This is a genomic window from Cognatiyoonia sp. IB215182 (genome assembly GCF_033963905.1).
GTDB lineage: Bacteria > Pseudomonadota > Alphaproteobacteria > Rhodobacterales > Rhodobacteraceae > Yoonia.
Window position 1 is genome coordinate 166866 of sequence record NZ_JAXBMB010000008.1, and the last position, 24001, is coordinate 190866.

The 24001-nt window shown below is 59.1% G+C and carries 25 protein-coding genes; 14 read left to right on the forward strand and 11 right to left on the reverse strand.

The window, feature by feature from the left end:
• Positions 1-293 precede the first annotated feature (293 nt).
• On the forward strand, positions 294-1418 hold the full coding sequence (locus tag SLH47_RS17755; protein WP_320241306.1) for a trans-sulfuration enzyme family protein: 1125 nt from the start codon (positions 294-296) through the stop codon (positions 1416-1418).
• Here SLH47_RS17755 and SLH47_RS17760 read toward each other — a convergent pair.
• The 3 genes from SLH47_RS17760 to SLH47_RS17770 form a co-directional block, all read right to left on the reverse strand.
• Positions 1415-1789 (reverse strand): rhodanese-like domain-containing protein, encoded by a 375-nt coding sequence (locus tag SLH47_RS17760; RefSeq protein ID WP_320241308.1) that lies wholly within the window; start codon positions 1787-1789, stop codon positions 1415-1417. The genes SLH47_RS17755 and SLH47_RS17760 overlap by 4 nt on opposite strands.
• A 19-nt stretch (positions 1790-1808) precedes the next feature.
• On the reverse strand, positions 1809-2486 hold the full coding sequence (locus tag SLH47_RS17765) for a hypothetical protein (RefSeq protein WP_320241309.1): 678 nt from the start codon (positions 2484-2486) through the stop codon (positions 1809-1811).
• A 164-nt stretch (positions 2487-2650) separates the two neighbouring features.
• On the reverse strand, positions 2651-3337 hold the full coding sequence (locus tag SLH47_RS17770) for a response regulator transcription factor (protein WP_320241311.1): 687 nt from the start codon (positions 3335-3337) through the stop codon (positions 2651-2653).
• A 155-nt stretch (positions 3338-3492) separates the two neighbouring features.
• Between SLH47_RS17770 and ribA the strand changes: the two genes are divergently transcribed.
• The gene (ribA, locus tag SLH47_RS17775; protein WP_320241481.1) at positions 3493-4569 is read left to right on the forward strand and encodes a GTP cyclohydrolase II; all 1077 of its coding nucleotides are present in this window, start codon (positions 3493-3495) and stop codon (positions 4567-4569) included.
• On the opposite strand, the gene SLH47_RS17780 is transcribed toward ribA, so the two are convergent.
• The gene (locus SLH47_RS17780) at positions 4566-5114 is read right to left on the reverse strand and encodes a pyridoxamine 5'-phosphate oxidase family protein (protein ID WP_320241313.1); all 549 of its coding nucleotides are present in this window, start codon (positions 5112-5114) and stop codon (positions 4566-4568) included. The two genes, ribA and SLH47_RS17780, sit on opposite strands and share 4 nt — an antisense overlap.
• Before the next feature lie 133 nt (positions 5115-5247).
• Here SLH47_RS17780 and SLH47_RS17785 point away from each other — a divergent pair, with 133 nt between their 5' ends.
• The 3 genes from SLH47_RS17785 to SLH47_RS17795 are packed head-to-tail and all read left to right on the forward strand — an operon-like array spanning position 5248 to position 6835.
• Positions 5248-5742 carry a L,D-transpeptidase family protein gene (locus SLH47_RS17785; RefSeq protein ID WP_320241315.1) on the forward strand — a complete coding sequence of 165 codons (495 nt, stop codon included), beginning with the start codon at positions 5248-5250 and terminating at the stop codon, positions 5740-5742.
• Between the two features lie 47 nt (positions 5743-5789).
• Entirely contained in the window at positions 5790-6293 is a 504-nt protein-coding gene (locus SLH47_RS17790; RefSeq protein WP_320241317.1) for an RNA pyrophosphohydrolase, read from the forward strand.
• 56 nt (positions 6294-6349) lie between these two features.
• Positions 6350-6835, forward strand: a complete 486-nt coding sequence (locus SLH47_RS17795; protein WP_320241318.1) for a hypothetical protein — start codon at positions 6350-6352, stop codon at positions 6833-6835.
• Here the strand turns inward: SLH47_RS17795 and SLH47_RS17800 are convergent.
• Both SLH47_RS17800 and SLH47_RS17805 read right to left on the reverse strand, forming a co-directional pair.
• Complete coding sequence (locus tag SLH47_RS17800; protein ID WP_320241482.1) at positions 6815-7948, reverse strand: lytic murein transglycosylase; 1134 nt, start codon at positions 7946-7948, stop codon at positions 6815-6817. The two genes, SLH47_RS17795 and SLH47_RS17800, sit on opposite strands and share 21 nt — an antisense overlap.
• Positions 7949-8058: 110 nt before the next feature.
• On the reverse strand, positions 8059-8793 hold the full coding sequence (locus tag SLH47_RS17805) for a YafY family protein (protein WP_320241320.1): 735 nt from the start codon (positions 8791-8793) through the stop codon (positions 8059-8061).
• A gap of 74 nt (positions 8794-8867) precedes the next feature.
• Here SLH47_RS17805 and SLH47_RS17810 point away from each other — a divergent pair, with 74 nt between their 5' ends.
• Positions 8868-9560 (forward strand): glutathione S-transferase family protein, encoded by a 693-nt coding sequence (locus SLH47_RS17810; RefSeq protein WP_320241322.1) that lies wholly within the window; start codon positions 8868-8870, stop codon positions 9558-9560.
• Positions 9557-9964 (forward strand): DUF1801 domain-containing protein, encoded by a 408-nt coding sequence (locus SLH47_RS17815; RefSeq protein ID WP_320241324.1) that lies wholly within the window; start codon positions 9557-9559, stop codon positions 9962-9964. The genes SLH47_RS17810 and SLH47_RS17815 overlap by 4 nt, the downstream gene beginning before the upstream one ends.
• A gap of 65 nt (positions 9965-10029) precedes the next feature.
• Here the strand turns inward: SLH47_RS17815 and rnr are convergent, their stop codons facing one another.
• From rnr to dapE, 3 genes are all read right to left on the reverse strand, one after another.
• A complete protein-coding gene (rnr, locus tag SLH47_RS17820) occupies positions 10030-12285 on the reverse strand; it encodes a ribonuclease R (protein ID WP_320241326.1) in 2256 nt (751 codons plus the stop codon).
• 86 nt (positions 12286-12371) lie between these two features.
• Positions 12372-12785 (reverse strand): GNAT family N-acetyltransferase, encoded by a 414-nt coding sequence (locus tag SLH47_RS17825; RefSeq protein ID WP_320241328.1) that lies wholly within the window; start codon positions 12783-12785, stop codon positions 12372-12374.
• Entirely contained in the window at positions 12782-13927 is a 1146-nt protein-coding gene (gene dapE, locus SLH47_RS17830) for a succinyl-diaminopimelate desuccinylase (RefSeq protein WP_320241329.1), read from the reverse strand. Before dapE ends, SLH47_RS17825 begins: the two co-directional genes overlap by 4 nt.
• 208 nt (positions 13928-14135) lie before the next feature.
• On the opposite strand from dapE, the gene SLH47_RS17835 reads away from it, so the two are divergent.
• The 7 genes from SLH47_RS17835 to SLH47_RS17865 all read left to right on the forward strand — a co-directional run bounded on the left by SLH47_RS17835 (position 14136) and on the right by SLH47_RS17865 (position 21597).
• Positions 14136-15716: an ABC transporter substrate-binding protein gene (locus SLH47_RS17835; RefSeq protein ID WP_320241331.1), complete on the forward strand. Its 1581-nt coding sequence runs from the start codon at positions 14136-14138 to the stop codon at positions 15714-15716.
• A gap of 90 nt (positions 15717-15806) precedes the next feature.
• A complete protein-coding gene (locus SLH47_RS17840; RefSeq protein WP_320241333.1) occupies positions 15807-17372 on the forward strand; it encodes an ABC transporter substrate-binding protein in 1566 nt (521 codons plus the stop codon).
• 46 nt (positions 17373-17418) lie between these two features.
• Positions 17419-18399, forward strand: a complete 981-nt coding sequence (locus SLH47_RS17845; protein ID WP_320241335.1) for an ABC transporter permease — start codon at positions 17419-17421, stop codon at positions 18397-18399.
• Complete coding sequence (locus tag SLH47_RS17850; RefSeq protein ID WP_320241336.1) at positions 18399-19358, forward strand: ABC transporter permease; 960 nt, start codon at positions 18399-18401, stop codon at positions 19356-19358. Before SLH47_RS17845 ends, SLH47_RS17850 begins: the two co-directional genes overlap by 1 nt.
• On the forward strand, positions 19358-19660 hold the full coding sequence (locus SLH47_RS17855; RefSeq protein ID WP_320241338.1) for a hypothetical protein: 303 nt from the start codon (positions 19358-19360) through the stop codon (positions 19658-19660). The genes SLH47_RS17850 and SLH47_RS17855 overlap by 1 nt, the downstream gene beginning before the upstream one ends.
• Complete coding sequence (locus SLH47_RS17860; RefSeq protein WP_320241339.1) at positions 19657-20631, forward strand: ABC transporter ATP-binding protein; 975 nt, start codon at positions 19657-19659, stop codon at positions 20629-20631. The genes SLH47_RS17855 and SLH47_RS17860 overlap by 4 nt, the downstream gene beginning before the upstream one ends.
• Positions 20632-21597, forward strand: coding sequence for an oligopeptide/dipeptide ABC transporter ATP-binding protein (locus tag SLH47_RS17865; protein ID WP_320241341.1), 966 nt, complete (start codon positions 20632-20634; stop codon positions 21595-21597). It begins immediately after the preceding gene.
• A 169-nt stretch (positions 21598-21766) separates the two neighbouring features.
• Here the strand turns inward: SLH47_RS17865 and SLH47_RS17870 are convergent, their stop codons facing one another.
• Both SLH47_RS17870 and SLH47_RS17875 read right to left on the reverse strand, forming a co-directional pair.
• Complete coding sequence (locus SLH47_RS17870; RefSeq protein WP_320241342.1) at positions 21767-22093, reverse strand: hypothetical protein; 327 nt, start codon at positions 22091-22093, stop codon at positions 21767-21769.
• A gap of 14 nt (positions 22094-22107) precedes the next feature.
• Positions 22108-23994 carry an OmpA family protein gene (locus tag SLH47_RS17875; protein ID WP_320241344.1) on the reverse strand — a complete coding sequence of 629 codons (1887 nt, stop codon included), beginning with the start codon at positions 23992-23994 and terminating at the stop codon, positions 22108-22110.
• Positions 23995-24001 lie beyond the last annotated feature (7 nt).

Sequence of the window (24001 nt, forward strand, 5' to 3'; positions counted from 1 at the left end):
TGTACAAAAATACAGGTAAATACCACCATAGCGTGCGTTGGCGCCGTGGGTACCCCTAAAGTCTTAACAGACCGTTGATTCATCTTCGGATCCACCCCCATGGAACTCCGGTCGCGAAAAGTAAGGCGGTTCTGATCATGCTTCCGTCAACCATCCTGCTGACCCAGCGTTAACCGTATATTAACAATTGTGGCAATATGCGCCAGTCCCACAAAGCTGTCATGTGATGTTTGACACCAAAATCGTGATTTGAGGGCTTGCATCCTGATCAGGCGCGACGTCACAAAGCGTGCATGAACCATTCCGACAAGCCCGCAACAATTGCAGCCCACGCTGCCGGCGCAATCGATGCGCAATCAGGTGGCGTTGTGCCTGCGCTGCAGCCGTCAACCACATTCATGCGCGACGCCGATTACAATTTGCTGCGCGCTGACAATACCTATTCGCGCGACAATTCCGATAACGTACGGCAGGCGGAAAAGGTTTTGCAGGCCCTTGAGGGTGCGGAGGAGACGCTTTTGTTTCCATCCGGCATGGCCGCAATTGCCGCAGTGTTTCGGACGCTTCCGAACAATGCAGAGGTCATCCTTCAGTCAGGTATCTACTGGGGAACCACAGTATGGGTGCGCGACTTTTGCCAGCGGCGCGATGTCAAACTGCATGAAGTCGATGCCGAAGAACTGCCGCAGGCTTGCAAGGCGATCAAGGCTAATCTGGTGTTTATCGAGACGCCATCAAACCCCTGGCTGAAAACCGTCGATATCGCGGCCCTAAGATCTATCATAGATGGTCTGCTCGTCGTCGACGGGACGGCTGCGACACCGGTTTTGACAAAGGCGCTCGCCTTCGGGGCGGATATTGCGATGCATTCGGCCACCAAGGCGATCAACGGCCATTCGGACGTTCTGGCCGGGGTGTTGTCGACCCGTGATCCGGGCACTGCCATGTGGCAGGCCATTTGTGCGGATCGCAAGATGGCAGGGGCCGTTTTGGGTCCCTTCGAGGCATGGCTTTTGACCCGGGCGATGCGTACGCTGCCTTTGCGGGTCGAGCGGATGTCACAGAACGCGCTGGCTCTCGCCACGTTCCTGCATGCCCACCCCCGTATTGATGACGTCCTTTACCCTGGCCTGCCGCACCATCCGGGTCATGGCGTAGCCCGACAACAGATGAATGGTGGTTTCGGCAGCCTGTTATCGGTGCTGGTTGCAGGCGGCCGGAACGAGGCGCTTGCCGTTATCGGCAAGCTCAACCTCTTTTTGCGGGCTACCTCGCTGGGCGGTGTCGAAAGCCTTGTAGAACACCGCCACACGATTGAGCCCGATACCGGCATCCCCGAAAACCTGATCCGGGTGTCCGTCGGGATCGAGCATATTGATGATCTGGTGGCTGACTGGACCCAGGCTCTCGCCAGCTAGTCTTCCATCGCGCCGCCAGCCTCTTTCCAGGCGCCGATGCCGCCAATATTGGTCACGTGTGCAAAGCCCATATCCTTGAGTGTCTTGCCCGCAAGTGCCGCCTGTCCGCCCGCCCCACAGATCAGATAGATATCGGCGTCTGGCGTCAGCGCCTCGTTGTGGAAATCGGTGCTGGGATCGGCCACGAATTCCAGCATACCGCGGGCAATGCGATGCGCCCCGGCAATTGTGCCGGTTTTGGCGATAGAGGCACTATCACGCACGTCCACAAAGACGCCGCCACCGGCATTGTATTTTTCAATCGCCTCTTCCGCGCCCAATCGCGGCACAATGGCATTCGCCTCATCCATAAAGTCTTTTGCTGATTTCACGTCTGTTCCTCCTGGAATTTTAGCGGTTTTCGCGCCCTGAGACATTGCGATAGCCGGTCGGTCGCTGGAAGTGGGCAGCGGCATCATCGACACTACCGGAAAATCCATTTGTTGTGCGGGTGACAAGACCACCCCAGCGCGACAATGCGCGAATTTCAAACCCAAGGAGCACCCGCAAATCAAGGTCAGATGCGTCAATCGCTGAGCTGAGTTCGAAGCTGAGTGAGATCGCGTGATAGGGGTCATCATCGCGAAACGCGGCCTGGTTCCCCTTTATGTCACCCTTCGCGAAATAGATCGTCTCGCCCTTTGGATGAGAATGGACCAGCTCGATGCTATCACTGATCGCAACCAGTGCTTCCGGCTCCCAATCGGCAAAGAATGGGCTTGCGGTCGGCATCTTTGGAAAAGCCGCAAGCCTTTCGGCAATGATATCTGCTTCTTTTGGCCAGTACTCGATCATGATGTCGATGCACTGACCGTCGACACGCATCGTGAAGAACGCGTGATCGTGAAATAGCACCTTCATGCGCCCATTGCTGTTATGGGGGTTATAAAGGCAGCTGCACAACGAATGAATGGCGATGTCTATGCATTTCAGCACTCCGCGCCAATCGAGCGGGCCAAAATACATGCCGGGCCGTTTCGGGACAGCTTCCGCTAGCGTCAAAGTCACTTCTGGGGCGTGGTTGGGCATGATTGGACTGTACTTCAGCCACCGCGGAAGGTCATGAAAAAAAGCCCGGACACAAGGTCCGGGCAAGTCCAACAGGGAGGTGGAGATGTAACCCGATCTCCGGCGGGATTTCGTGCGTCCGATGACAAGGAACGGGAGTGATCCCTATCACCGGACTTGGAGTACTACGCCACTAATCTATAGCCACCGGATTCGGTCACAAGAAGGCGGGCATTGGACGGATCTGGTTCTATTTTTTGGCGAAGACGGTAAATATGTGTCTCCAATGTGTGCGTGGTCACACCGGCATTATAGCCCCAAACCTCGTGCAAAAGGACGTCACGGGCGACCACACCTTCGGTTGAACGATAAAGGAATTTCAGGATGTTTGTTTCCTTTTCGGTCAGCCGCACCTTCTTATCGTCTTCTGTTACAAGGATTTTTTGGGCTGGCTTGAACGTATACGGCCCAAGCTGGAACACCGCGTCCTCGGATTGTTCGTGGGTCCGCAACTGGCTGCGGATGCGCGCCAGAAGCACGGGAAACTTGAACGGCTTGCTGATATAGTCGTTTGCGCCCGCATCAAGGCCCAGAATTGTGTCAGCGTCGCTGTCCTGTGCTGTCAGCATGAGAATCGGGCATTTCACGCCTTGCTTGCGCATCAGACGGCACAATTCGCGGCCATCCGTATCAGGCAGACCCACATCGAGGATCATCAGGTCGTACAGGCCTTCTTTGGCTTTCACCATCGCGCTGGCGCCGTCATCGGCCTCGAAGACGTCAAAATCTTCGGTCATCAAAAGCTGTTCACCCAGCGCCTCGCGCAGGTCATCATCGTCATCGACGAGCAATATCTTTTTGAGTTGTCCCATGACATCCTCCTTCGGTTCGTAGCTAGATTTGTGTCCTGCTTACGTTTCAAACAAGCCGCTATTCCAATCTTTCACACGGACGTGTGATTTGCCGTGCTTTTGTTTCACTTTGCGGCTGAAACGGCTATGAGATGAAACAAATGAGGTGGCAGGCGATGGGTTTCTCCCCCGACATTACCGAACGACTGGCGCGCGCGCGGGCCGATTTGCGCATGGGTGTGCCGATTGTGCTGGAGGGTGGTGCTCTGGTGCTGGCGGTTGAAACGCTTGATGCGGCAAGGCTGGCCGACCTACAGCTTTTGGGTGGGGCACCCGTTTTGGCAATAACAGCGTGGCGTGCGCAGACGCTCAAGGCGCGGGCATACGATGGTGATCTTGCGCGTGTGGTTCTGCCGGGTGACGCGACGCTTTCATGGGTGCAATCAATTGCGGACCCGGCTGACGACCTCCGCTCCCCGATGAAAGGCCCGCTGCGAACCGCGCGTGAGGGGGGGGCTGATCTGCACCGTGCCGCAATTGCGCTGTGCAAGGCGGCGCGGCTGTTGCCCGCCGCTTTGGTGCTTGAGTTGAGCGATGCGACCAGTTTCGCCAATGAACACAACCTCACGCTCGTCCCGGCAGAGGGAGCCTTGGCGACCGAGCTGAGCCCGCTTAACCCCATCATCAGCGCCCGATTGCCGCTGGATGTGTCCGAGGCGGGGCGCCTGCATATTTTCCGTCCCGATGATGGCGCTGAGGAGCATTATGCGGTTGAAATCGGCCAGCCGGACCGGGCGACGCCCGTTTTGTCGCGACTGCATTCGGCCTGTTTCACAGGTGATCTGCTTGGATCGCTCAAATGCGATTGCGGCCCGCAATTGCGCGGCGCTTTGGGCCAGATGGGGACAGAGGGCGCGGGCGTCTTGCTTTATCTCAATCAGGAGGGGCGCGGGATTGGCCTTGCCAACAAGATGCGGGCCTATTCGCTGCAGGATCAGGGCTTTGACACGGTCGAGGCCAACCACCGGCTGGGGTTTGAGGATGACGAACGCGATTTCCGGATCGGTGCGGAGATCCTGAAACGCATGGGCTTTTCATCAGTGCGCTTACTCACCAACAACCCCGCCAAGGTCGCCCGGATGGAAAGCTGCGGCATCAGCGTGACGGAACGGGTGCCGCTGAAGGTTGGTGAGAACCGGCATAACCATGCATATCTGGCGACGAAGGCCGCGAAGTCTGGGCATTTGCTTTAATCGCCAAAAATCCCCGTCGCTTGACCATCAATGCTTTCGATATTTTTGCGCCGCCAGTAATCCTGCACACCGTCTTCACCCATATCGGCGTAATAGGGCAGCAGCTCCTCTGGCCCACGTTGCTTTTCGAACCTCATCAGCGGCACGCCGGTACCGCACGACGTCTGGACCATATCAATTGTCATGTCGAAGATCTGGCGGCTACCCGCCATTGGTGGGAACTGAGTCACGGCCTCATCCCAGCCGGGATCGCGAGGATGCAGTGTTTTTGCATGGCCATAGACCCGCAAGATCAACGCGTCGCCTTCGAATGCGCAGAACATCAGGGTCATACGGTTTGTATCGCGCAAATGCGCGGCGGTTTCATTGCCGCTTCCGGTCAGGTTTAGCCAGACGATGCGATTGTCATCAATGATGCGCAGGGAATCCATCCCCTTGGGCGAGACATTGACCCGGCCCTCGACGGCTGCGGTGGCCACAAAGAACAGATGCTGCCTTTCGATAAAGCCGCGCAACGTGGTGTTCAGTTTTGATCCGATTGCCATGATGATCCTCAGCCCTATCTCTGGAACATAACATGAACAACTAATCTTTGGAACCAAGATCGCAAGATTCATAACCCGTTGTAATCGCACAAGTGATTCGCCATGAAGACATAAACTATGGTTTATCTGTGCTATGAAATCGACCGACCTTGTTCTGACCCCAACCCACCTGCGGTTCTGCAATCGGCGGTTTCCCCGCACCATTGGGCGGGGCGGAGTGACGGCCAAAAAGGCCGAAGGGGATGGGGCCACACCCCGCGGGATACACCGTATTGTCGGCATGCTTTACCGCCCGGATCGGATGGCAAAACCCACCGATTGGGCGCTGCCAATCGGGCCATTTGACCTCTGGTCTGACGATGTGCGCGACCCCGATTACAACATGATGGTGCGTGCCCCACACCCTTATAATCATGAGCGTTTGCGCCGGTCCGGCCCAATGTATGATCTGGTCATTCTGACCGACTGGAACTGGCCTTACGCGGTCAAGGGACGCGGCTCTGCCATCTTCTTGCATCAGTGGCGCGGACCGGGCCGCCCAACGGCAGGTTGTATCGCGCTCAGGCGCGACCATCTGAGATGGGTCGCACGTCACATACGCTACGAGACACGAATTGTTATCGGATAACCTCTAGCTCCTATGCCACCCCTTACCTCGAAAGAAGAGGTAAGCCGATGACACACCAAGGCCTGATCATGACCCCTGACGAAATTGCCCAACTTCCCTACCGCCCTTGCGTTGGCGTGATGCTCGCCAATCCGCGCGGGCACATTTTTGTCGGGCAGCGGATCGACCGCGACACCGAAGCCTGGCAGATGCCGCAAGGGGGTCTCGATAAGGGCGAGAAGACCATCGATGCGGCTTATCGCGAGTTGGAAGAAGAAACTTCCATCACGCCCAACCTCGTGACGTTAGAGGCAGAGAGCGCAGAACTCATCCGCTATGACATCCCGCACCAGCTTGTCCCCAACATCTGGAAAGGCCGCTATCGCGGGCAAGAGCAGAAGTGGTTCCTGATGCGTTACCACGGCACGGCGGACGAGATTGATCTGCAGACTGCACACCCTGAATTCTCGGCGTGGAAGTGGATGCATCCCGATGAACTGGTCGATGGTATCGTCGCGTTCAAACGCGAAGTTTACGCAAAGGTGCTCGCCGAGTTCCGCTCAAAATTGTAGGCTTAGCCTTGCTCTGATCGTTCAGTGTGGTTTTGGCGAATAAGGTAGAACGTATGATGAAACACGTCGTATTTGCGACCATTTTGGCCTTTGTCGGGGGACAAGCTAGCGCGCTGAGCTGCATTCGGCCCGATCCGATCATGACGTTCAAGGAACTTGCTGCAGCGCCCGAGAACTACTTTGTGCTCTATGGCGAGATGACGTTTGATGAAGCGCTTCTGCCGCCCGGCGTATCGGCGCTCCCAACGGCTGCGCCCGATCCAATCCCGGCGCAGTTTCGTGGCAAAGGACTGACGCGACAGGGGTTTACCTCTGACTACATCAGCCCTGTGACGCTTGAGGTCTCGTGCCTCGGCTCATGGTGTGGCGGCGCACGCAGCGGCGGCGATGCGATTTACTTTGTAGAAGCGAAGGAGCCGCCCGTGACCATGCGCGCCGAGCCCTGCGGAGGTCGGATTTTCGCTGACCCGTCGCAGGAGGTGCTGGATATGCTGGTGTCCTGCATGCAGGGCGGACCCTGTTCACCGCAGCCTTTGCAATAGCGACAAGGACGGGTGCCCGTCAGGGGGCAGGCCGACGCTGCGCTGATAAGCTCTGATCGCCGCGCGGGTGTTTGGCCCGATCCGCCCGTCGACACCTTGCGTCGAAAAACCGGCATTGGTGAGGCGCTCTTGCAACTCACGCCGCTCCGCCCGACGCAAGCGCCGTTCATTCGCAGGGAACGCCGTTTGCAACGGGCCCATACCACGAATCCGGTCACCCAGATGGCCGACACCCATGATATAGGCCTGCGCGTTGTTGTAGCGTGAGATCACGTCATAGTTGCGGAACACCAGAAATGCGGGGCCACCTGCACCTGTCGGCGTGATGAGCGTTGCTTCGCCGTAATTGGGCACAACCTGTCCATCCACACCAAGCACGCCAACCTGACCCCAAGCGGCAGGGCTGCGGGTGACAGTGCGCCCCGTTTGGCCATAGTCAAAGCCGTTCGGCAAACGCACCTCAACGCCCCAGGGCTGCCCCTTGCGCCAGCCAAAGCGGCGGAAATAGGCAGCGGTGGATGCGAGCGCATCGCTGGGATCGTCAGCCCAGATATCGCGGCGACCATCGCCGGTGAAATCAACGGCATAAGCCTCATAAGAGGTGGGAATAAACTGCGTATGCCCCATCGCCCCGGCCCATGATCCGGTCATGTTCTGGGGTGCCACATCGCCGTTTTGCAGAATACGCAGGGCGGCGATCAACTGATCCTCAAAGAACTGCCCGCGCCGCCCATCATAGGCGAGCGTCGCAAGGGTCGAGATCAGCGGCGTGCTGCCCCGACGCTGGCCATAATTGCTTTCCATGCCCCAGACGGCCGTGACGATATGCGGCTCCACATCATAGGTAGCCTCAATTCGCGCCAGAAGCCGCGCGTATTGGCGTACCAGTTGGCGCCCGTTGCTGACCCGCGCGTCTGAGACGGCGGTCGACATATAATCGGCGAGCGGGCGCACGAATTCCGCCTGGTTGCGGTCACGCTCGATACTGTCTGGCAGATAGCGCGCGTCGGCAAAAGCCGCCTGAAACGTGCGATCACTGATCCCTGCCGCGCGCGCGCGGTTGCGAAAACCCGCGACCCAATTGTTAAAGCCGCTTGCCTGCGCATGGGCCATCGTGCCGCATGCCAAGGCTGAAAAACTGGTCCCGATGAACTGCCTGCGATCCACGATCCGCCTCCATTGTTATTTTTGCGCAAGATAGCGCAAATCGGGATGGGGCGAAATCAACTCTCTGCCAATGCGTGGCTTTTTGGGACCATCGCGGTCGGCTCCGGCCAACAATCCGACAGAACCTCAATCGCCTGGCGCAGCATCGGCACGCGGCGGGGGCGAAAGCTGTCATCGGTAATGCGCAAATCCTTCATCCGGTCGAGCCGGAAGTTGCGATAGGCCTGCCGCAAATGACACCACGCGATCAGGTTATGGGTCTCTTTGAGGAACACGATGCTGAGCGGATCAACCCGTCGGGTCGTCGCACTGCCATTGGCATCAACATAGGCCATCTCAATCGTGCGTTCGTCCCATGTGGCCTGCCGCAAGGCACGCACATCGACAGTTGGCATCGGCGGGCGCACGATGCGGTCGGCGTAAAGGACCGCATATTGCAGCCGATGCGCCTGTGCGCCCGGCAGACGGGCCTGTAGCTTGGCCAAAGCGTTTTGCGCGGCTCCGGCCAATTGCGGATCAGCAACCGCCTGCACCTCGCGCAGGCCCAGCACAATTGCCTCAATCTCTTCGTCATCGAACATCATGGGCGGCAGGGCGGCATCTTCGGTCAGGGCATAGCCGTAACCTGCCGTGCCATCGATGATCGCGCCAAGACCGCGCAAAGCCTCAATGTCGCGATAAAGCGTGCGGAGCGAAACACCAGTGTCGTCCGCCAGTTGCTGGGCCGTCACAGGCGGTGCATGGCGGCGCAGTGATTGCATGAGTTGGAAAAGACGTGCGGTACGGGACATGGGCTGACGATACCACTCCTGCCAAAAATTGACAGCACCTCCTGCCATAAGGGCGCAAAGAACAGGAGCCCTTCATGATCACACTCATCACCTATCAGGCCGGTTTTGGCCAACTCAGTTTCAGCCCTTTCTGCGTCAAGGCGATGTGGCTGCTACAAGCGGCTGGCGTTGACTGGCAGCGCGAAGACAGCAACGACCCGCGCAAGTTTCCCTATGCCAAGCTACCGGCGATCCGTACGCCGTCGGGCATCATCGGCGATAGTCACAACATCCAGGCTAACCTCGAAAAGCAGGGCGCGGATTTCTGGGGCGATGTGACGGATCGGGCCACCGGCCATGCCTTCATTCGGATGGCTGAAGAGCACATGTATTTCCACGTCGTTCTTGATCGGTGGGGCAATGACGATATCTGGCCGATCATTCGCGAGAATTACTTTGCCGAAATCCCCGCGTTTCTGCGCAGACCGATCACGGGCAGTCTCCGAAAGGCCCTTTTGAAAGGTCTGAAGACCCAAGGCCTTGGCCGGTTCAGTCAGGCCGAGCGGCTTCAACGCATTGAACCGGACCTCGCGGCCATCGCGGCACGGCTGGGTGATCATGCCTATCTGATGGGTGATGAGATCAGCCTGCCCGATTATTCGGTCGCCGCGATGCTTTGCGCGGCCCTTGCATCACCCCTGCCGACGCCGTTCAGTGAACGGGTGGCGAATGATGATGTACTTTCCAACTATGCCGCACGCGTCGAAAACAGGATGAAACCCTTATGATACGGCCCTTTGCGAACGATCAGGTCAAAGCCGCTTTTGAGGCGTTTCCACCGGATGGGTATGAGATGGGGATGATCCTGCGCGATCTGATCTTCAGCGTCGCCTGGGACACGCCAGAAGTTGGCAAGATTGAAGAAACGCTCAAATGGGGTCAGCCATCCTATCTGACGCCCGAGACGAAATCAGGGTCAACTCTTCGGATCGGGATGGCGAAGAATGGTGGTGCGGCTCTTTTCGCGCATTGTGCGACGGATATCATCAGCACCTATGCCAGTACCTTTCCCGGAACCGATCAGATCGAGGGGAACCGCGCGGTAATCTTCACAACCCCCGACGACATCGTACCATTGCGGCTGCGTCTTCTGATTTACCATGCCTTGACCTATCATCTCAAACGCCCCTGATGGCAGGCTCGGACAGGATTGCGGCAGCAGCATGTCGGGCGCGGTGCCGGAATAAGGCAGAGGTGTTATCTGCGGCGTCTTTTGACCTTACGCGCTGTTTTTGCGGCTTTTTTGCGGGCTGAGCCGACTTTGCGGCGCGCGGGTTTGCCGCGGCCGCGCGACGGTCCGCGAGGGATGGCGCGGTCTTCCAGCGTCAGAAGTTCTAGGATCAAACTACCCGTGACAGGCGCGGCTTCGGCCAGTTTGACGGTCACACGTTGGCCAAGCCCGATGATCATGCCTGTCTCGGCCCCCATCAGCGTTTGGCTCTCGGGGTCGTAATCAAAATACTCGCGTCCCAACGTACGGATCGGAATCATCCCGTCGGCACCCGTTTCGTCCAGCCGGACGAAAACGCCGAATTTCGCGATCCCGCTGATACGCCCGGTCAGTTCCGCGCCAACGCGGTCGGCGAGAAAAGCGGCCAGATAACGGTCGGTTGTGTCGCGCTCTGCGGCCATGGACCGGCGTTCTGTGTCGCTGATCAGCTTGGCCGTCTCGCGTAGGTTTTCCTTGTCCCAATCGCTGAGCCCATCCGCGTCCCAACCATGGGCGGCGATCAATGCACGGTGCACGATCAGATCCGCATAGCGGCGAATGGGCGAGGTGAAATGAGCGTAAGCTCGCAAGGCCAGTCCAAAATGCCCAAAGTTTTCAGGGTTGTAATAGGCCTGCGTCATCGACCGCAGCGTGGCTATGTTAATCAACTCATCATTCTCGGTTTCAGCGGCACTGGTCAGCAGCCGGTTCAGATGTGCGGTTTTCAGGACTTGACCTTTGGCGAGGACAAGGCCCGAGGCCTGCGCCACTTCGCGCAACGCCTCCAACTTCTCGGGGCTGGGTTCCTCGTGGACCCGGAACAGAAGCGGGGACCGTTTCGCGATGAGCGTTTCGGCCGCGGCGACGTTCGCCAGCACCATAAATTCTTCGATCAGCCGGTGCGCGTCGAGCCTGTCCTTGTACTTGACGGATGTGACCTGACCGCCCTCATCGAGCACAATCTCACGCTCCGGCAGGTCCAGTTCTAGCGGTTGGCGGGCGGCACGGGCCTTCATCAGTGCCGCATAGGCGGCGTAGAGCGGATGAATGATATCATCCATCAGCGGTGCCACCCTGTCATTCGGGTCGCCATCGACCGCAGCCTGCACCTCCCTGTAATTCAGCGACGCGACGGACTTCATCAGCCCGCGATGGAAGGCGTGGTCGATCTTGTTGCCCGCCGCGTCGATGCGCATGGCCACGGCGAGACAAGGCCGCTCGACCCCTTCATGAAGCGAACAAAGGTCACCGGACAGCCGATCCGGCAGCATCGGCACCACGCGATCCGGGAAATAGGTGGAATTGCCGCGCTTACGCGCCTCGCGATCCAGTCCCGATCCGGGCGTGACGTAATGCGCCACGTCCGCAATGGCGACCCAGATGATGAAACCGTCCTTGTTTTTAGCGTCAGGGTCGGCCTCAACATAACAGGCATCGTCGTGATCCCGCGCATCCCAGGGATCAATGGTGATAAGCGGCAGGTGCCGCAGGTCTTTACGCTTGCCCAAAGCGACGGGTTTGGCGTCGTCGGCCTCCGCCACAACCTCATCGGGGAAGTGATCGGGGATGCCGTGCTGATGAATGGCGATCAGGGAGACCGCGCGTGGTTCTGTTGGGTCGCCCAGACGCGCAATGATGCGGGCCTTGGGCAGGCCCACGCGGCCCTTGGGTCCGGCCTGTTCTGCCTCAACCAATTCGCCGTCTTTCGCACCGTTGGTCGCACCAGTGGCAATGGTCCACTGCTTGTCCGATCCCTTGTCAATCGGCATGACCCGACCGCCTTCTGACCCAGCGCGAAACACGCCCAGGATGCGTTGGGGGTTGGTCCCGATCCGGCGGATCATGCGGGCGGTGTGGGTGTGGCTTTCGGTCTTATCGACGGTCAGACGTCCCAGGATGCGGTCACCGGGACCCAAAGCCGGATCGCTGGATCGCAACAGCATCAGAATGCGTGGCTCTGCCCCAGAGCCTTTCCATTCCAAAGGGCGGGCGAAAAGATCGCCGTCAGCGTCGGCCTCGACAATTTCCAGGACGGCGACGGGCGGTAATTCTTCGGCATCGCGGTAAGAGCTGCGCCGCTTGGCTAGCCGACCCTCATCCTGCAACTCGCGCAACAGGCGCTTGAGATCAATCCGCGCAGCCCCCTTGATGCCAAAGGCCTTGGCGATATCGCGTTTTGCCGTTTTTGTGGGATTTTCCGAGATCCAGGACAGGATTTCGGATTTTGAGGGGATCCGTGTCATGACCCCCGCCTAGCACGCCAATTCCTTTGAAGGAATTGGTCAAAAGCCTGCAAAGGCTTTTACGAAGACTTTTTGCAAAAGTCTTCCTACAGCGCGAGAACCATATCTTGATGCGGAATGCCTGCGTCGTCGTAGAAATCGCCGACTGGTTGAAACCCGAGTTTCGCGTAAAACCCGATTGCGTGGTCTTGCGCGCCCAGCTTGGCCGTCGTCACGCCGGGCACTGTGCGCAACTGATCGATCCCGGCCGTCACCAGCGCCTTGCCCAGGCCCGTGCCGCGCTGATCGGTTGCAACGCAAATCCGCCCGATCTTGCCGATCTCCCCATCGATAAGAAGGCGGGCGGTGCCCACAGGCCGCCCATCCACTATCGCCAAAAGATGAATCGCCTGATCGTCCAAATCATCTATTTCATCGGCCTCGGCGATACCCTGTTCGTCGATAAACACCTTGCGGCGCAGGGCGATGCAGTGGGTATAGTCGTCCACGACCTCGATCATGCGAAATACTCTGCCAGAATGCGCTTATAGATCGCTTTCAACTGATGGACATGATCTAGCGCGACCCGTTCATCCACCTGGTGCATGGTTTTGCCGACCAACCCGAATTCGACGACGGGGCAATGATCCTTGACGAACCTTGCGTCGGAGGTGCCGCCGGAGGTCGAAAGCTCCGGCTTGCGTCCGGTTTCGGCTTCCACGGCGCTTGCCACCAAGTCTGACAGGTCGCCCGGAGGTGTCAAAAAGCTTTCGCCCGATATCTTCACTCGCATCTCGACCCGGACGCCGAAGTCGGCGGCGACCTTGTCCGCTTCCTCTTGCATCCAGGCGGTCAGGCTTGCCCCGGAATGTTGGTCGTTGAAGCGAATATTGACCGTCGCACGGGTTTGAGCGGGGATCACGTTAGTGGCGGGATTTCCGGTATCAATCGTCAGAACCTGCAAGGACGATGGATCAAAGTGATCGGTGCCCTGATCGAGCTCTTGCGACGACAACACATCCATCAGCCGCGCCATGGCGGGCATCGGGTTTTTGGCGCGGTGCGGATAGGCGGAATGGCCCTGCACCCCGGTGATCGTGAAAAACGCCGTCATCGATCCGCGCCGCCCGATCTTCATGGCTTCGCCCATCTCGTTGGGGCTGGTGGGTTCGCCCACAAGGCAGACCGACATCGCCTCATTATTGGCAGCCATCCAGTCGAGCAATGCGGTGGTGCCATCAAGGGCGTCCGCCTCTTCGTCGCCCGTGATGGCCAGAATGACCGCGCCATCTGGCGGAGTCTCGGCCACGAAATCAATTGCGGCTGCGGCAAAGGCGGCCACGCCTGATTTCATATCCGTCGCGCCACGCCCGTATAGATAACCATCTTTGATCTCGGCGCCGAAAGGCGGCATCGTCCATGCGCTTTCATCGCCCAAAGGCACGACATCGGTATGACCATTGAACCCGAAGGTTCGGTTCGCCCCCTGTCGACCCCAGCGCGCGAAAAGGTTCGCAATCCCGCCGCGATCCACCCTTGTGCAGGTGAAACCGGCCTTGGTCAGCACGTCCTCCAGCAGCACCAATGCGCCACCTTCGGCAGGCGTGATGGAGGGGCAGCGTACCAGATCGGCGGTCAGGGCCACGGGGTCAATGGGGGTCATCGGTCATTCCTTCTTTCCGCCATGGCTAGCGGGAAGGGCGGGGGGATGCAATTTCGCTTTCAAGTGGCGCAACACCATTCCTGCCGCGCGTTCAGGCGATTGCCACTTTTGACGGCATTGATTGCTGCAGAACCGCAGTCCACCCCTTGCAATTGCCCGCGGTTACCGCAACCTTACGCGCCAGAAAGACAACAACAGGGAACATGATATGAAACCGACAACGGCACTGACGGTCACGGCAGTTTTGCTGGCGACCACGGCACCTGTGAGCGCTGAGACCTTGCGCTGGGCGCGGTCCGGCGACGCGCTGACGCTTGATCCGCATTCGCAGAACGAAGGCCCGACCCACACGATCCGCCACCAGATGTACGAACCGCTGATCATCCGCGATGTGACCGGCGCATTTGTCCCGACATTGGCGACCGATTGGGCACCATCAGCCGATGACCCGAATGTCTGGGTCTTTAACTTGCGCGAAGGTGTGACCTTCCATGATGGCGCGGCCTTCACTGCAGAAGACGTCGTCTTCAGCTTTGAGCGCGCGCAACAGCCCAACTCGGACATGAAAGAGCTGATTGGATCGATTGTTGAGGTCCGCGCGGTTGACGATTTCACGGTCGAGATGGTGACAGACGGGCCCAACCCGATCCTGCCATCCAACCTGACCAACCTTTTCATCATGGACAAGGACTGGACCGAGGCGAACAACACTGTCGCCGTGCAGGACTTTGAGGGCGGTGAGATCACATACGCAACCACCAACGCCAACGGCACAGGCCCATACGTGCTGCAAAGCCGTGAGCCCGATGTGCGCACGGTGATGGTCCGTAATGAGAACTATTGGGGCATTGATGAGTTCCCCATGGAAGTGACCGAAATCGTCTATACCCCGATCCAGAACGCCGCGACCCGCGTGGCTGCCATGCTGTCGGGTGAGGTGGATTTCCTGCAGGACATGCCGGTGCAAGACCTTGACCGCGTAAATGCTGCCGAGGGTCTGGTCGTCAAGCAGACTCCGCAGAACCGGGTAATCTTCTTCGGGATGAACCAGGGCGCCGATGATATCGAGGCTGACAATATCGATGGGGCCAACCCGCTTGCCGATCTGCGTGTGCGCCGGGCGATGTCGATGGCGATTAACCGTGAGGCGATCCAGCAGGTCGTGATGCGTGGGCAAAGCCAGCCTGCGGGCATGATCGCGCCGCCATTCGTCAACGGTTGGACGGCCGAGATGGATGCGGAATCGACCACGGATGTCGAAGGCGCCAAAGAGCTCTTGGCCGAAGCCGGCTACGCCGATGGTTTCTCCATCCGGCTCGACTGCCCGAATGACCGCTACATCAATGACGAGGGCATCTGTCAGGCTGCTGTCGGCATGCTGGGCCAGATCGGCATCACGGTGAACCTGGATGCCAAGCCCAAAGCGCAGCACTTCCCGCTGATCACCGATGGCAACACCGATTTCTACATGCTGGGCTGGGGTGTGCCGACCTACGATTCGGAATATGTGTTCAACTTCCTTGTCCATGGCCGCGAAAGCGATATCGGCACTTGGAACGGCACCGGATATGACAATGATGAGCTGGACGCGAAAATCGCGTCACTTGCCTCAAACACGGATCTGGATGCTCGCAATGCGGATATCGCTGCGATCTGGCGCGTTGTGCAGGACGAACAGCTTTACATCCCCGTCCACCACCAAGTGCTGAACTGGGGGATGGCAGAAGGATTCGGGATCGAAGTGGACCCCGAAGACCAGCCGAAGGTGAAGTATTTCACTTTGAACTAGGGGCACATCTGCCCCATCAGAGTTCATTTCGCCGTATTGGCGTGTCGCGCGGACCCCGCGCGGCATCGCCGCTTTAGCAAAGGAAACACCATGTCACGTTCGCTCTGTCTTGCAGCCCTTGTCGCGGCACTGGCCCCTGCCGCATGGGCCGAAGAATTCACCTGGGCCCAGACCACCGACCCGCAAACGATGGACCCGCATGCGGTCAACTCTGCCCCGGTGCTGGGATTTCTGAACAACGTCTATGAGGGGCTTGTGCGGCGCGGGAAGGACATGACCATCGAGCCGTCCCTCGCCACATCGTGGGAGCCGATTGGCGATGGGGAAGGTTGGCGCTTCACCTTGCGTGAAGGCGTGACGTTCCATGATGGCAGCGCGTTCACGGCTGAGGACGTGCTGTTTTCCTATCAGCGCGCGTCGGATGAAGGCTCTGACACGCGCAGCTGGTTCGCGCCTGTCTCAGAGGTCGTGGTCGTTGATGACTACACCATCGACATAATGACCAGCGCGCCAAACCCGATCTTTCCGGGCTCCATCGCCAACTGGATGATCATGGATAGCGGCTGGGCCGCAGCGAACAACGCAACCTTGCCCGACAAGGAAGCGGGAAATTACGCGACATTGAACACGAACGGCACCGGCGCCTTCCGCGTCACCGCGCGTGAGCCGGGTCTGCGCACCGTGTTGGAGCCGTTTGACGGCTGGTGGGGTGAGGTTGAACACAACATCACCCGCGCCGAACTGACCCCGATCCAGAACCCAGCAACTGCGGTCGCGGCCCTGTTGTCTGGCGATGTGGATATGATCAATCCCGTCCCGATTCAGGACGTTGCACGCCTCCAGCAGGACGCGGATGTGGAGGTCATCCAGGGGATCGAAGCGCGCGTAATCATGCTGGGCTTCCCGCATGAGGCGGAGGCGCTGAAATTCTCGTCCGACGTGACCGACACCAACCCATTCGCCGATCCACGCGTGCGGCAGGCAGTAGCGCATGCGGTGAATGTGCCCGCCATCCTGCAAACCATCATGCGCGGCAATGCCGAAGAGGTGGCACAACTCGTCAGCCCCGCCATGCAAGGCTTTTCCGAGGCGCAAGCGGCACGCCCTCCCTTTGATCCCGATCTGGCCCGGTCGCTCTTGGCCGAAGCAGGCTATCCCGATGGGTTCTCATTCGGGTTGAAATGCCCCAATGACCGGTATCTGAATGATGAGGCTGTCTGTCAGGCGGTGACTGGCATGCTGGCCCAGGTCGGCCTGCGCGCGACGCTGGATGCGATGCCGGTGCAGAATTACTGGCCCGAATTGCGGGCAGATAACTATGATATGTACCTGTTGGGATGGTCGCCGGGCACGTTCGACGCGGAACATCCGATCCGCTTCCTTGCCTCTACGCCGAACGAGGAAAAGCGGTTGGGCAGCTGGAATTTTGGCGGATATTCAAACGCCCGCGTCGATGAATTGCTGCCAATGATCCAGTCGGAACTGGATGACGGCATCCGTCAGGGTATGCTGGATGAGGTTGCCCAGATCCTGCAGGACGAGATGGCCTATGTCCCGCTTTACGTGCAGCCTCTGGTCTGGGGAACACGCAGCAATATCGCACTGACACAGCGCCCGGATAACTTCTTCCTGCTGCGCTGGGCCACCGTGAACTAAGCGCGGGCGGGGGCTACGGCCCCCAACCGCATAACCTGGGGGCGGCATGCTCGCATACATCATCCGGCGCATTGGGCAATCGGCCCTGGTCCTGCTCATCGTGGGGCTGGTCGCGTTTTCGATGTTCCGCTTTGTCGGTGACCCAATCGACAACATGCTGGGGCAGGAACGGACGGCAGAAGATATTGAGCGGCTGCGCGAGCAGCTTGGCCTCGATCAAGGCTTTGCCGTTCAATACTACCGGTTCCTCGAAGGGGCGGTGCAGGGCAATTTCGGCGTGAGCTACCGGCAAGGGCGGCCTGTCGCCGAAATTCTGCTGGAACGCGCGCCTGCCACGCTGGAACTCGCCGCCGTCTCGGCCATTCTGGCGGTGATCTTTGGCATCGCACTTGGCGTCTTTACCGCGATCCGCCGCAACGGTTTCACGGCCAATTTCATCATGTCCGCCTCGCTGATCGGGGTGTCATTACCCACCTTCCTGATCGGGATTCTGCTGATCTATATCTTCTCGGTTGAACTCGGCTGGCTGCCCAGTTTCGGAAGGGGAGAGACCGTGGATATCGGCGGGTGGAGCACCGGGTTCCTCACCTCCTCCGGCCTGCAGGCGCTGATCCTGCCCGCCATCACGCTGGGTCTTTACCAGATGACGCTGATCATGCGGCTGGTTCGGTCCGAGATGTTGGAGGTACTACGACAGGATTACATCCGCTTCGCCCGCGCCCGCGGCCTGAAGGAACGCGCGATCAATTTCCGCCATGCGCTGAAAAACACAATGGTGCCGGTGATCACAGTGATCGGCCTGCAACTGGGCGCGATCATCGCCTTTGCGATCATTACCGAGACGGTGTTCCAATGGCCCGGCGTGGGCCTTCTGTTCATCAACGCGATCCAGTTTGTCGATATCCCCGTGATGGCCGCGTATCTGATGCTGATTTCGGTCATGTTCGTCGCGATCAACCTGATCGTGGATATCCTTTACTTCTTCATTGATCCGCGTCTGCGGGTTGACCGGCCCGGGGGCCATTGATGACCGATCTATCCGAACAGTTGACACCCGCCAAACCCGTCCAGAAATCGCGCTTTCGCGTGTTTCTGGACAGCGACATTTACTATTCGTTCCGGCGCTCACCGGTCGCTGTGGTCTCGACCATCGTGGTCGCGATCCTCGTCTTGTCAGCGATTTTCGCTCCGCTGATCGCCCCTACAAACCCGTTTGACCCAGCCTCGCTGAACCTGATGAACGGCTTTACGGCCCCGATGGCACCCAACGCGTTCACGGGCGAGAGCTTCCTGATGGGCACCGACGATCAGGGTCGCGATGTGTTCTCAACGATCCTTTACGGTATGCGGATATCGCTTTTCGTGGGCGTTGCTGCGGTGCTCTTTGCGATGATCCTCGGGATCACGCTGGGGCTCATCTCGGGCTATTTCGGCGGCTGGCTGGATACGATCATTATGCGCACGGCGGACGTGCAGCTGACCTTTCCATCGATCCTGGTGGCGATGCTGATCTTCGGGATTGCGAAGGGGTTCACCCCTGTTGAATACCGCGACCAGATGGCGATTTGGGTGCTGATCATTGCCATCGGGCTGAGCGATTGGGTGCAGTTCGCGCGCGTCGTGCGGGGTGCGACGCTCGTTGAAAAGCGCAAGGAGTATGTCGAGGCCGCGCGCCTGATCGGGCGCAAACCGACAGCGATCATGCTACGACACATCCTGCCCAACGTCCTGTCGCCGGTGCTTGTCATCGCAACGATTTCACTGGCGCTTGCGATCATTGCCGAGGCCACCCTCAGTTTCCTGGGCGTCGGTGCGCCGCCAACCCAGCCGAGCCTCGGCACGCTGATCCGCATCGGGCAGGGCTTCCTCTTTTCGGGTGAATGGTGGATCCTGTTGTTCCCGGCCGTAACGCTGTTGATGCTCGCGCTGAGCGTGAACCTGCTCGGCGATTGGCTGCGCGACGCGCTGAACCCGAGGTTGCGGTAATGAGCTTCAGTCACAAACAGATCGTTGAGCTTTGTGAAAGCGAACGCACGCGCTTCAGGGACGAGTTGTTGCGAGAGCTACCACCAGGCCATGTAATGATACCTTATTCGGGCACACTGGATGTTCTCGCTCACGTTGAGGGAAGGGACGATTTTGTGATCGGCACCGGCGATCCGAACAAGCCATTTGCCGTAGTACATTTGACATGGCTTAAAGAAACCACTCCTCCGTGGCCTTACACAGAGTTTTATCAAAGTGCCGCTGCAGTCGACAAAGCGGTGGAAGAGATATTTGGCGAATGACAAACGTAGTCCTCTCCATCCGCAACCTGTCCGTCGAAATCCCGACCCGCACCGGCGTTGTGAAACCCGTGGATGGTGTCAGCTATAACATCCAGGCCGGCGAAATCCTCGGCGTTGTGGGCGAAAGTGGCGCGGGAAAGTCGATGGCGGGGAATGCTGTCATTGGGCTTTTGAACCCGCCCGCGCGGATTGCGAAGGGGGAAATCTGGCTGAATGGCACCCGCATCGATGCCTTGCAGGGAGAGGCGATGCGGCGCCTGCGGGGCAAGGATATCGGGATGGTGTTTCAGGACCCGCTGACCTCGCTCAACCCGCTGCTCTCTATCGGGGATCAGTTGACCGAGACAATGCAGACTCATCTGCCGATCAGCCGCTCGGAGGCTGAGAAGCGCGCTGTGGCCGCTTTGGAAGAGGTCGGCATTCCCGGTGCTGCCGAGCGGATCGACAGCTATCCACATGAATTCAGCGGCGGGATGCGCCAGCGGGTAGTGATTGCGCTGGCCCTCTGCGCCGAACCGTCGCTGATCATCGCGGATGAGCCCACCACGGCGCTTGATGTCTCCGTGCAGGCGCAGATCATTGCCCTGCTGAAGCGGCTTTGTCGGGAGCGCGGTACTGCGGTAATGCTGATTACCCATGATATGGGGGTGATCGCAGAGGCGGCGGACCGGGTGGCGGTGATGTATGCCGGGCGATTGGCCGAACTGGGTAAGGTGCGCGATGTGCTGACCCAGCCGCAGCATCCCTATACCGCCGGGCTGATGGCCTCGACCCCGCTGGCCTCGGCAGGCAAGGCGCGGCTGCACCAGATCGAAGGCGCGATGCCGCGACTGGATAAAGTGCCCGAGGGCTGCGCCTTTCACCCGCGCTGCACATATGCGCAAGCCAAGTGCCGCGCTGCCCCGGCCCCCAAAATCTCGGACACCCATGCCGCATGCTGGTTTCCGCTGGTTGCTGAAAAGGTTTCTTGAATGGCGCTGATTTCCGTGAAGAACCTGACACGGGTCTTTGACGTGTCCAAACCTTGGCTGAACCGGGTGATCGAGCGGCGGGAGAAGGCGTTTCTGACCGCCGTCTCTGACGTGGATTTTGAGGTGGAAGAGCGGACGACCTATGGGTTGGTCGGCGAAAGCGGGTCTGGGAAATCTACAATCGGGCGGATGCTGGTCGGGCTGCTCAACCCGTCAGGTGGGACGGTCGAGATCGAAGGCGTGAACCTCGCCACCGAGACGGATGCGGAAAAGGTGGATGCTGTCCGCTCAGACATTCAGATGATTTTTCAGGATCCGTTTGCCTCATTGAACCCGCGCTGGCGGGTGCGGGATATTATTGTGGAACCAGTCGTCGCGCGGGGGGGCGATGCGACGGGATTGGCTGAGAAACTGCTGGAGCAAGTGGGATTGTCAGCGCTTGATGCGGGAAAGTTCCCGCATGAGTTTTCCGGGGGGCAAAGGCAGCGGATTTGCATTGCACGGGCTTTGTCGTCCGAACCAAAACTGATCGTCTGTGATGAGCCAACATCGGCGCTGGATGTGTCGGTGCAGGCGCAGGTGCTGAACCTTATGAGCGACCTGAAGGAAAATTTCGGGCTGACATACGTGCTCATCAGCCACGATTTGACAGTGGTGCGGCATATGTCGGACCGGATCGGCGTGCTCTATCTGGGGCGGCTGGTCGAAGAGGCCGCGCCGGACGACCTTTTCGACAATCCGCGCCACCCATACACGAAGATGCTGCTGGAGGCCGCGCCCAAGATGGACGGTTTCGGGCGCGAGGCGGAACTGCCCGAAGGAGAAATCCCCGATCCGATCAACCCGCCACCGGGCTGTGCGTTCCACCCGCGCTGCCCGATTGCCACGGATATCTGCAAGAAAGAGCGACCCGAGATGCGGACGCTGGGTGAAACCCGCGTGGCGTGTCACTTGGCGGAGGCTTAGGGCGCGACCTGTTCATCTCATTCGATGACGCTTGCAACAAACCGCGCACGAACCGAGGGGTGGGCGGGAAGCGCCCGCCCCGTTGGGGGCGGTTCGGGCGCTGCGCAAACGAAGTTTGCGCATTAGTCTGTGTGAAAGAACCGAAGTAGTCGGGCTACGAGACCAGCTCTTAACCCGCGCGCTGCTGCTCCACATAGGCGCGCAGCTCTTCCGCTTCGCGTCGTGCTTCGCGCAAGCCATCCATGGCGGCCCGTAGTTCCGCTTCGGTCTGGCTGAGCTGATTGGTCATCTCGGCTTCGCGCTGTTGCAGATAGGTGATTGCCTGATCGCGGGTCTCTTCGGCTTCGTGCAGGGCCTGCGCCATCTTGTCCAACTCACCGACCTCGGCCTTGGTCACGCGCGTGAACCGGTTGACCAGCCAACTGGCAAACCAGCCCAGCATGAAGGCCACAAAAAGGATCACAGCGGTTGCAATGATGAATTCGGTTCTGTTCAACGTCTTGGCCTTTGTTACTCGCTGTCCGTCGCTTCGGTGTCGGCGGCTTCCTCAGCCAGCTCATCAAGCGCATTGGTATCCTCAGGCGCGGGTTCCGGTACGATCAGACTGAATTCGATGCGCCGGTTGGCCTCGCGCCCTTCCTCGGTGTCGTTATCCGCAATCGGATTTTCCTCACCATAACCGATCGCCTCAAAGGTGGATACAGGCACGCGGCGCGCGCGTAGTGCGGTCAGAACGGCATTGGCACGGTCTTGCGACAATTGCTGGTTCATCACCTCGCGCCCCTGGCTGTCGGTATAGCCTGCCACGCGGATGCGCAGGTCGCCACATCGCTGCAGGATCTCAGCGATATCATCGACCACAGGCTGCGTTGCTGCTGTCAAATCCGCCGAACCGGGGTCAAACGTGATCTTGCGGTTTTCCGTCACCACCTTGATCTGTTCGATGCATTCTTCAGGCGTGGGCAAACCTGCAATCGGATCAAGTTCTTCGACATAAGTCACACTGATCTCGAAGTCCGCGCCTTGCCCGAGTTTTTCGATGAGCAGGCGCGAGATTTCGGCGCTCGCCTCTTCGTTTCCGGTATTGCCACGCACTTCGAACGTGTCGGGTGTCACGACCACAGCACCATTCGAAAGCTCAGACAAAGCCTCGATGCCCGCAAGAACACGGATCGACCAGCCTGATGGCAGCCCGTCGACAACGCGGGTGCCCATGGTGATGTCACGACCGCTGAACCGCGCATTGGCAAAGTTCTTGACGACCGTGTTCGTCACATCATCCGGCACGCGGCCACGCACCTGCACCACACCTTCGGGGCTGAGCGTGGCGGTGAATTGCGGTGCCTCTTCGTCGCTTTCATCGGGGAGTTCCGGGAGCTCTGCGGTCAGGGCAAATGCCTCCGGCAAGGCGTTTTCAAGTTCGCCAACAGCATTGTCGAAGGTGCGCTGGCCTGTGCCTATCGGGGCGATGAGCGTGATATCGGTGTCGGCAATCGTGACGGTCCCACCTTGTAACGGACCCAAGGTTGCGATGGCACGCGCGACAGCCTCACCCCACGTGCGCGACGGGGCACCGAGAGCCATCGTGCAATTTGCGTCACCTTCAAATCCGACGTCGTTTGCAGCCGCCATGATCATCTCAACCGCCTCAGCCGTGTCAGCTGCGCAGGCATCAAAACGCGCGCCATCTTCGTCGATGATGAAACGCGCCGTAAACGGAGAGATGACGGGTCGGGGCGCGCTGATCTCGACTGCAGTTGAGACGTTTTCGGGCATGTTGCGGGCCAGCGCCGCCTCCAACTCGCGCTTTTCCGCGGGGCTTTCTGAAATCGCGCTGATCGTCACGGTGTTGGCTTTGACGGATATTTTGGATTTCGGCAGCATCTCAAGCGCACGCAGGGCGTAGCTGAGCGATGCGCGCCATGTTTCCGGTGTCGGATAATTCCCGACTTCAAGCAGGTCGGTGACAGGCTGGCCATCGGCAATGTCTTGAATGCGGTCGGCAAGCGCTTCGCGATCGGTTGTTGCGGGGATCAGTCCGATGATGGAGACGCCGCTGTTGTTGCGCAGGATTTCTATGGCGAATTCAGGTGGCGCGATCACCTCTGATTCGGTGACAGAGAGGTTATCGATCACCCGGCTGGCATCGACCATGCCGCCGGCCGCAGAGATGGCGCGAAACCGCACCGCTTCGGTCGGCGCTTCGCCCTCAAGGATCACCTGTAGCCCGTCGCCCAGCACGGTCGCCCATTCATATCCTTGATCTACAAGGGTTTCCTGAACCGCAAGAACAGAGCGTTCCTCGACCACGGTGACAGTTGTCCGTGCAGCCGCGACAGAGACGAAAGCGGCACCGACAAAGACGATCAGGCGAACAAGTAGTGCTGAAAGACGCATGCCATTC

Bases quoted from the DNA above. Each gene is read 5' to 3' on its own strand.
- SLH47_RS17755 (WP_320241306.1), top strand. From the start codon at position 294: ATGAACCATTCCGACAAGCCCGCAACAATTGCAGCCCACGCTGCCGGC.
- SLH47_RS17765 (WP_320241309.1), bottom strand. From the start codon at position 2,486: ATGCCCAACCACGCCCCAGAAGTGACTTTGACGCTAGCGGAAGCTGTC.
- SLH47_RS17770 (WP_320241311.1), bottom strand. From the start codon at position 3,337: ATGGGACAACTCAAAAAGATATTGCTCGTCGATGACGATGATGACCTG.
- ribA (WP_320241481.1), top strand. From the start codon at position 3,493: ATGGGTTTCTCCCCCGACATTACCGAACGACTGGCGCGCGCGCGGGCC.
- SLH47_RS17780 (WP_320241313.1), bottom strand. From the start codon at position 5,114: ATGGCAATCGGATCAAAACTGAACACCACGTTGCGCGGCTTTATCGAA.
- SLH47_RS17785 (WP_320241315.1), top strand. From the start codon at position 5,248: ATGAAATCGACCGACCTTGTTCTGACCCCAACCCACCTGCGGTTCTGC.
- SLH47_RS17790 (WP_320241317.1), top strand. From the start codon at position 5,790: ATGACACACCAAGGCCTGATCATGACCCCTGACGAAATTGCCCAACTT.
- SLH47_RS17795 (WP_320241318.1), top strand. From the start codon at position 6,350: ATGAAACACGTCGTATTTGCGACCATTTTGGCCTTTGTCGGGGGACAA.
- SLH47_RS17800 (WP_320241482.1), bottom strand. From the start codon at position 7,948: ATGGCCCATGCGCAGGCAAGCGGCTTTAACAATTGGGTCGCGGGTTTT.
- SLH47_RS17805 (WP_320241320.1), bottom strand. From the start codon at position 8,793: ATGTCCCGTACCGCACGTCTTTTCCAACTCATGCAATCACTGCGCCGC.
- SLH47_RS17810 (WP_320241322.1), top strand. From the start codon at position 8,868: ATGATCACACTCATCACCTATCAGGCCGGTTTTGGCCAACTCAGTTTC.
- SLH47_RS17815 (WP_320241324.1), top strand. From the start codon at position 9,557: ATGATACGGCCCTTTGCGAACGATCAGGTCAAAGCCGCTTTTGAGGCG.
- rnr (WP_320241326.1), bottom strand. From the start codon at position 12,285: ATGACACGGATCCCCTCAAAATCCGAAATCCTGTCCTGGATCTCGGAA.
- SLH47_RS17825 (WP_320241328.1), bottom strand. From the start codon at position 12,785: ATGATCGAGGTCGTGGACGACTATACCCACTGCATCGCCCTGCGCCGC.
- dapE (WP_320241329.1), bottom strand. From the start codon at position 13,927: ATGACCCCCATTGACCCCGTGGCCCTGACCGCCGATCTGGTACGCTGC.
- SLH47_RS17835 (WP_320241331.1), top strand. From the start codon at position 14,136: ATGAAACCGACAACGGCACTGACGGTCACGGCAGTTTTGCTGGCGACC.
- SLH47_RS17840 (WP_320241333.1), top strand. From the start codon at position 15,807: ATGTCACGTTCGCTCTGTCTTGCAGCCCTTGTCGCGGCACTGGCCCCT.
- SLH47_RS17845 (WP_320241335.1), top strand. From the start codon at position 17,419: ATGCTCGCATACATCATCCGGCGCATTGGGCAATCGGCCCTGGTCCTG.
- SLH47_RS17850 (WP_320241336.1), top strand. From the start codon at position 18,399: ATGACCGATCTATCCGAACAGTTGACACCCGCCAAACCCGTCCAGAAA.
- SLH47_RS17855 (WP_320241338.1), top strand. From the start codon at position 19,358: ATGAGCTTCAGTCACAAACAGATCGTTGAGCTTTGTGAAAGCGAACGC.
- SLH47_RS17860 (WP_320241339.1), top strand. From the start codon at position 19,657: ATGACAAACGTAGTCCTCTCCATCCGCAACCTGTCCGTCGAAATCCCG.
- SLH47_RS17865 (WP_320241341.1), top strand. From the start codon at position 20,632: ATGGCGCTGATTTCCGTGAAGAACCTGACACGGGTCTTTGACGTGTCC.
- SLH47_RS17875 (WP_320241344.1), bottom strand. From the start codon at position 23,994: ATGCGTCTTTCAGCACTACTTGTTCGCCTGATCGTCTTTGTCGGTGCC.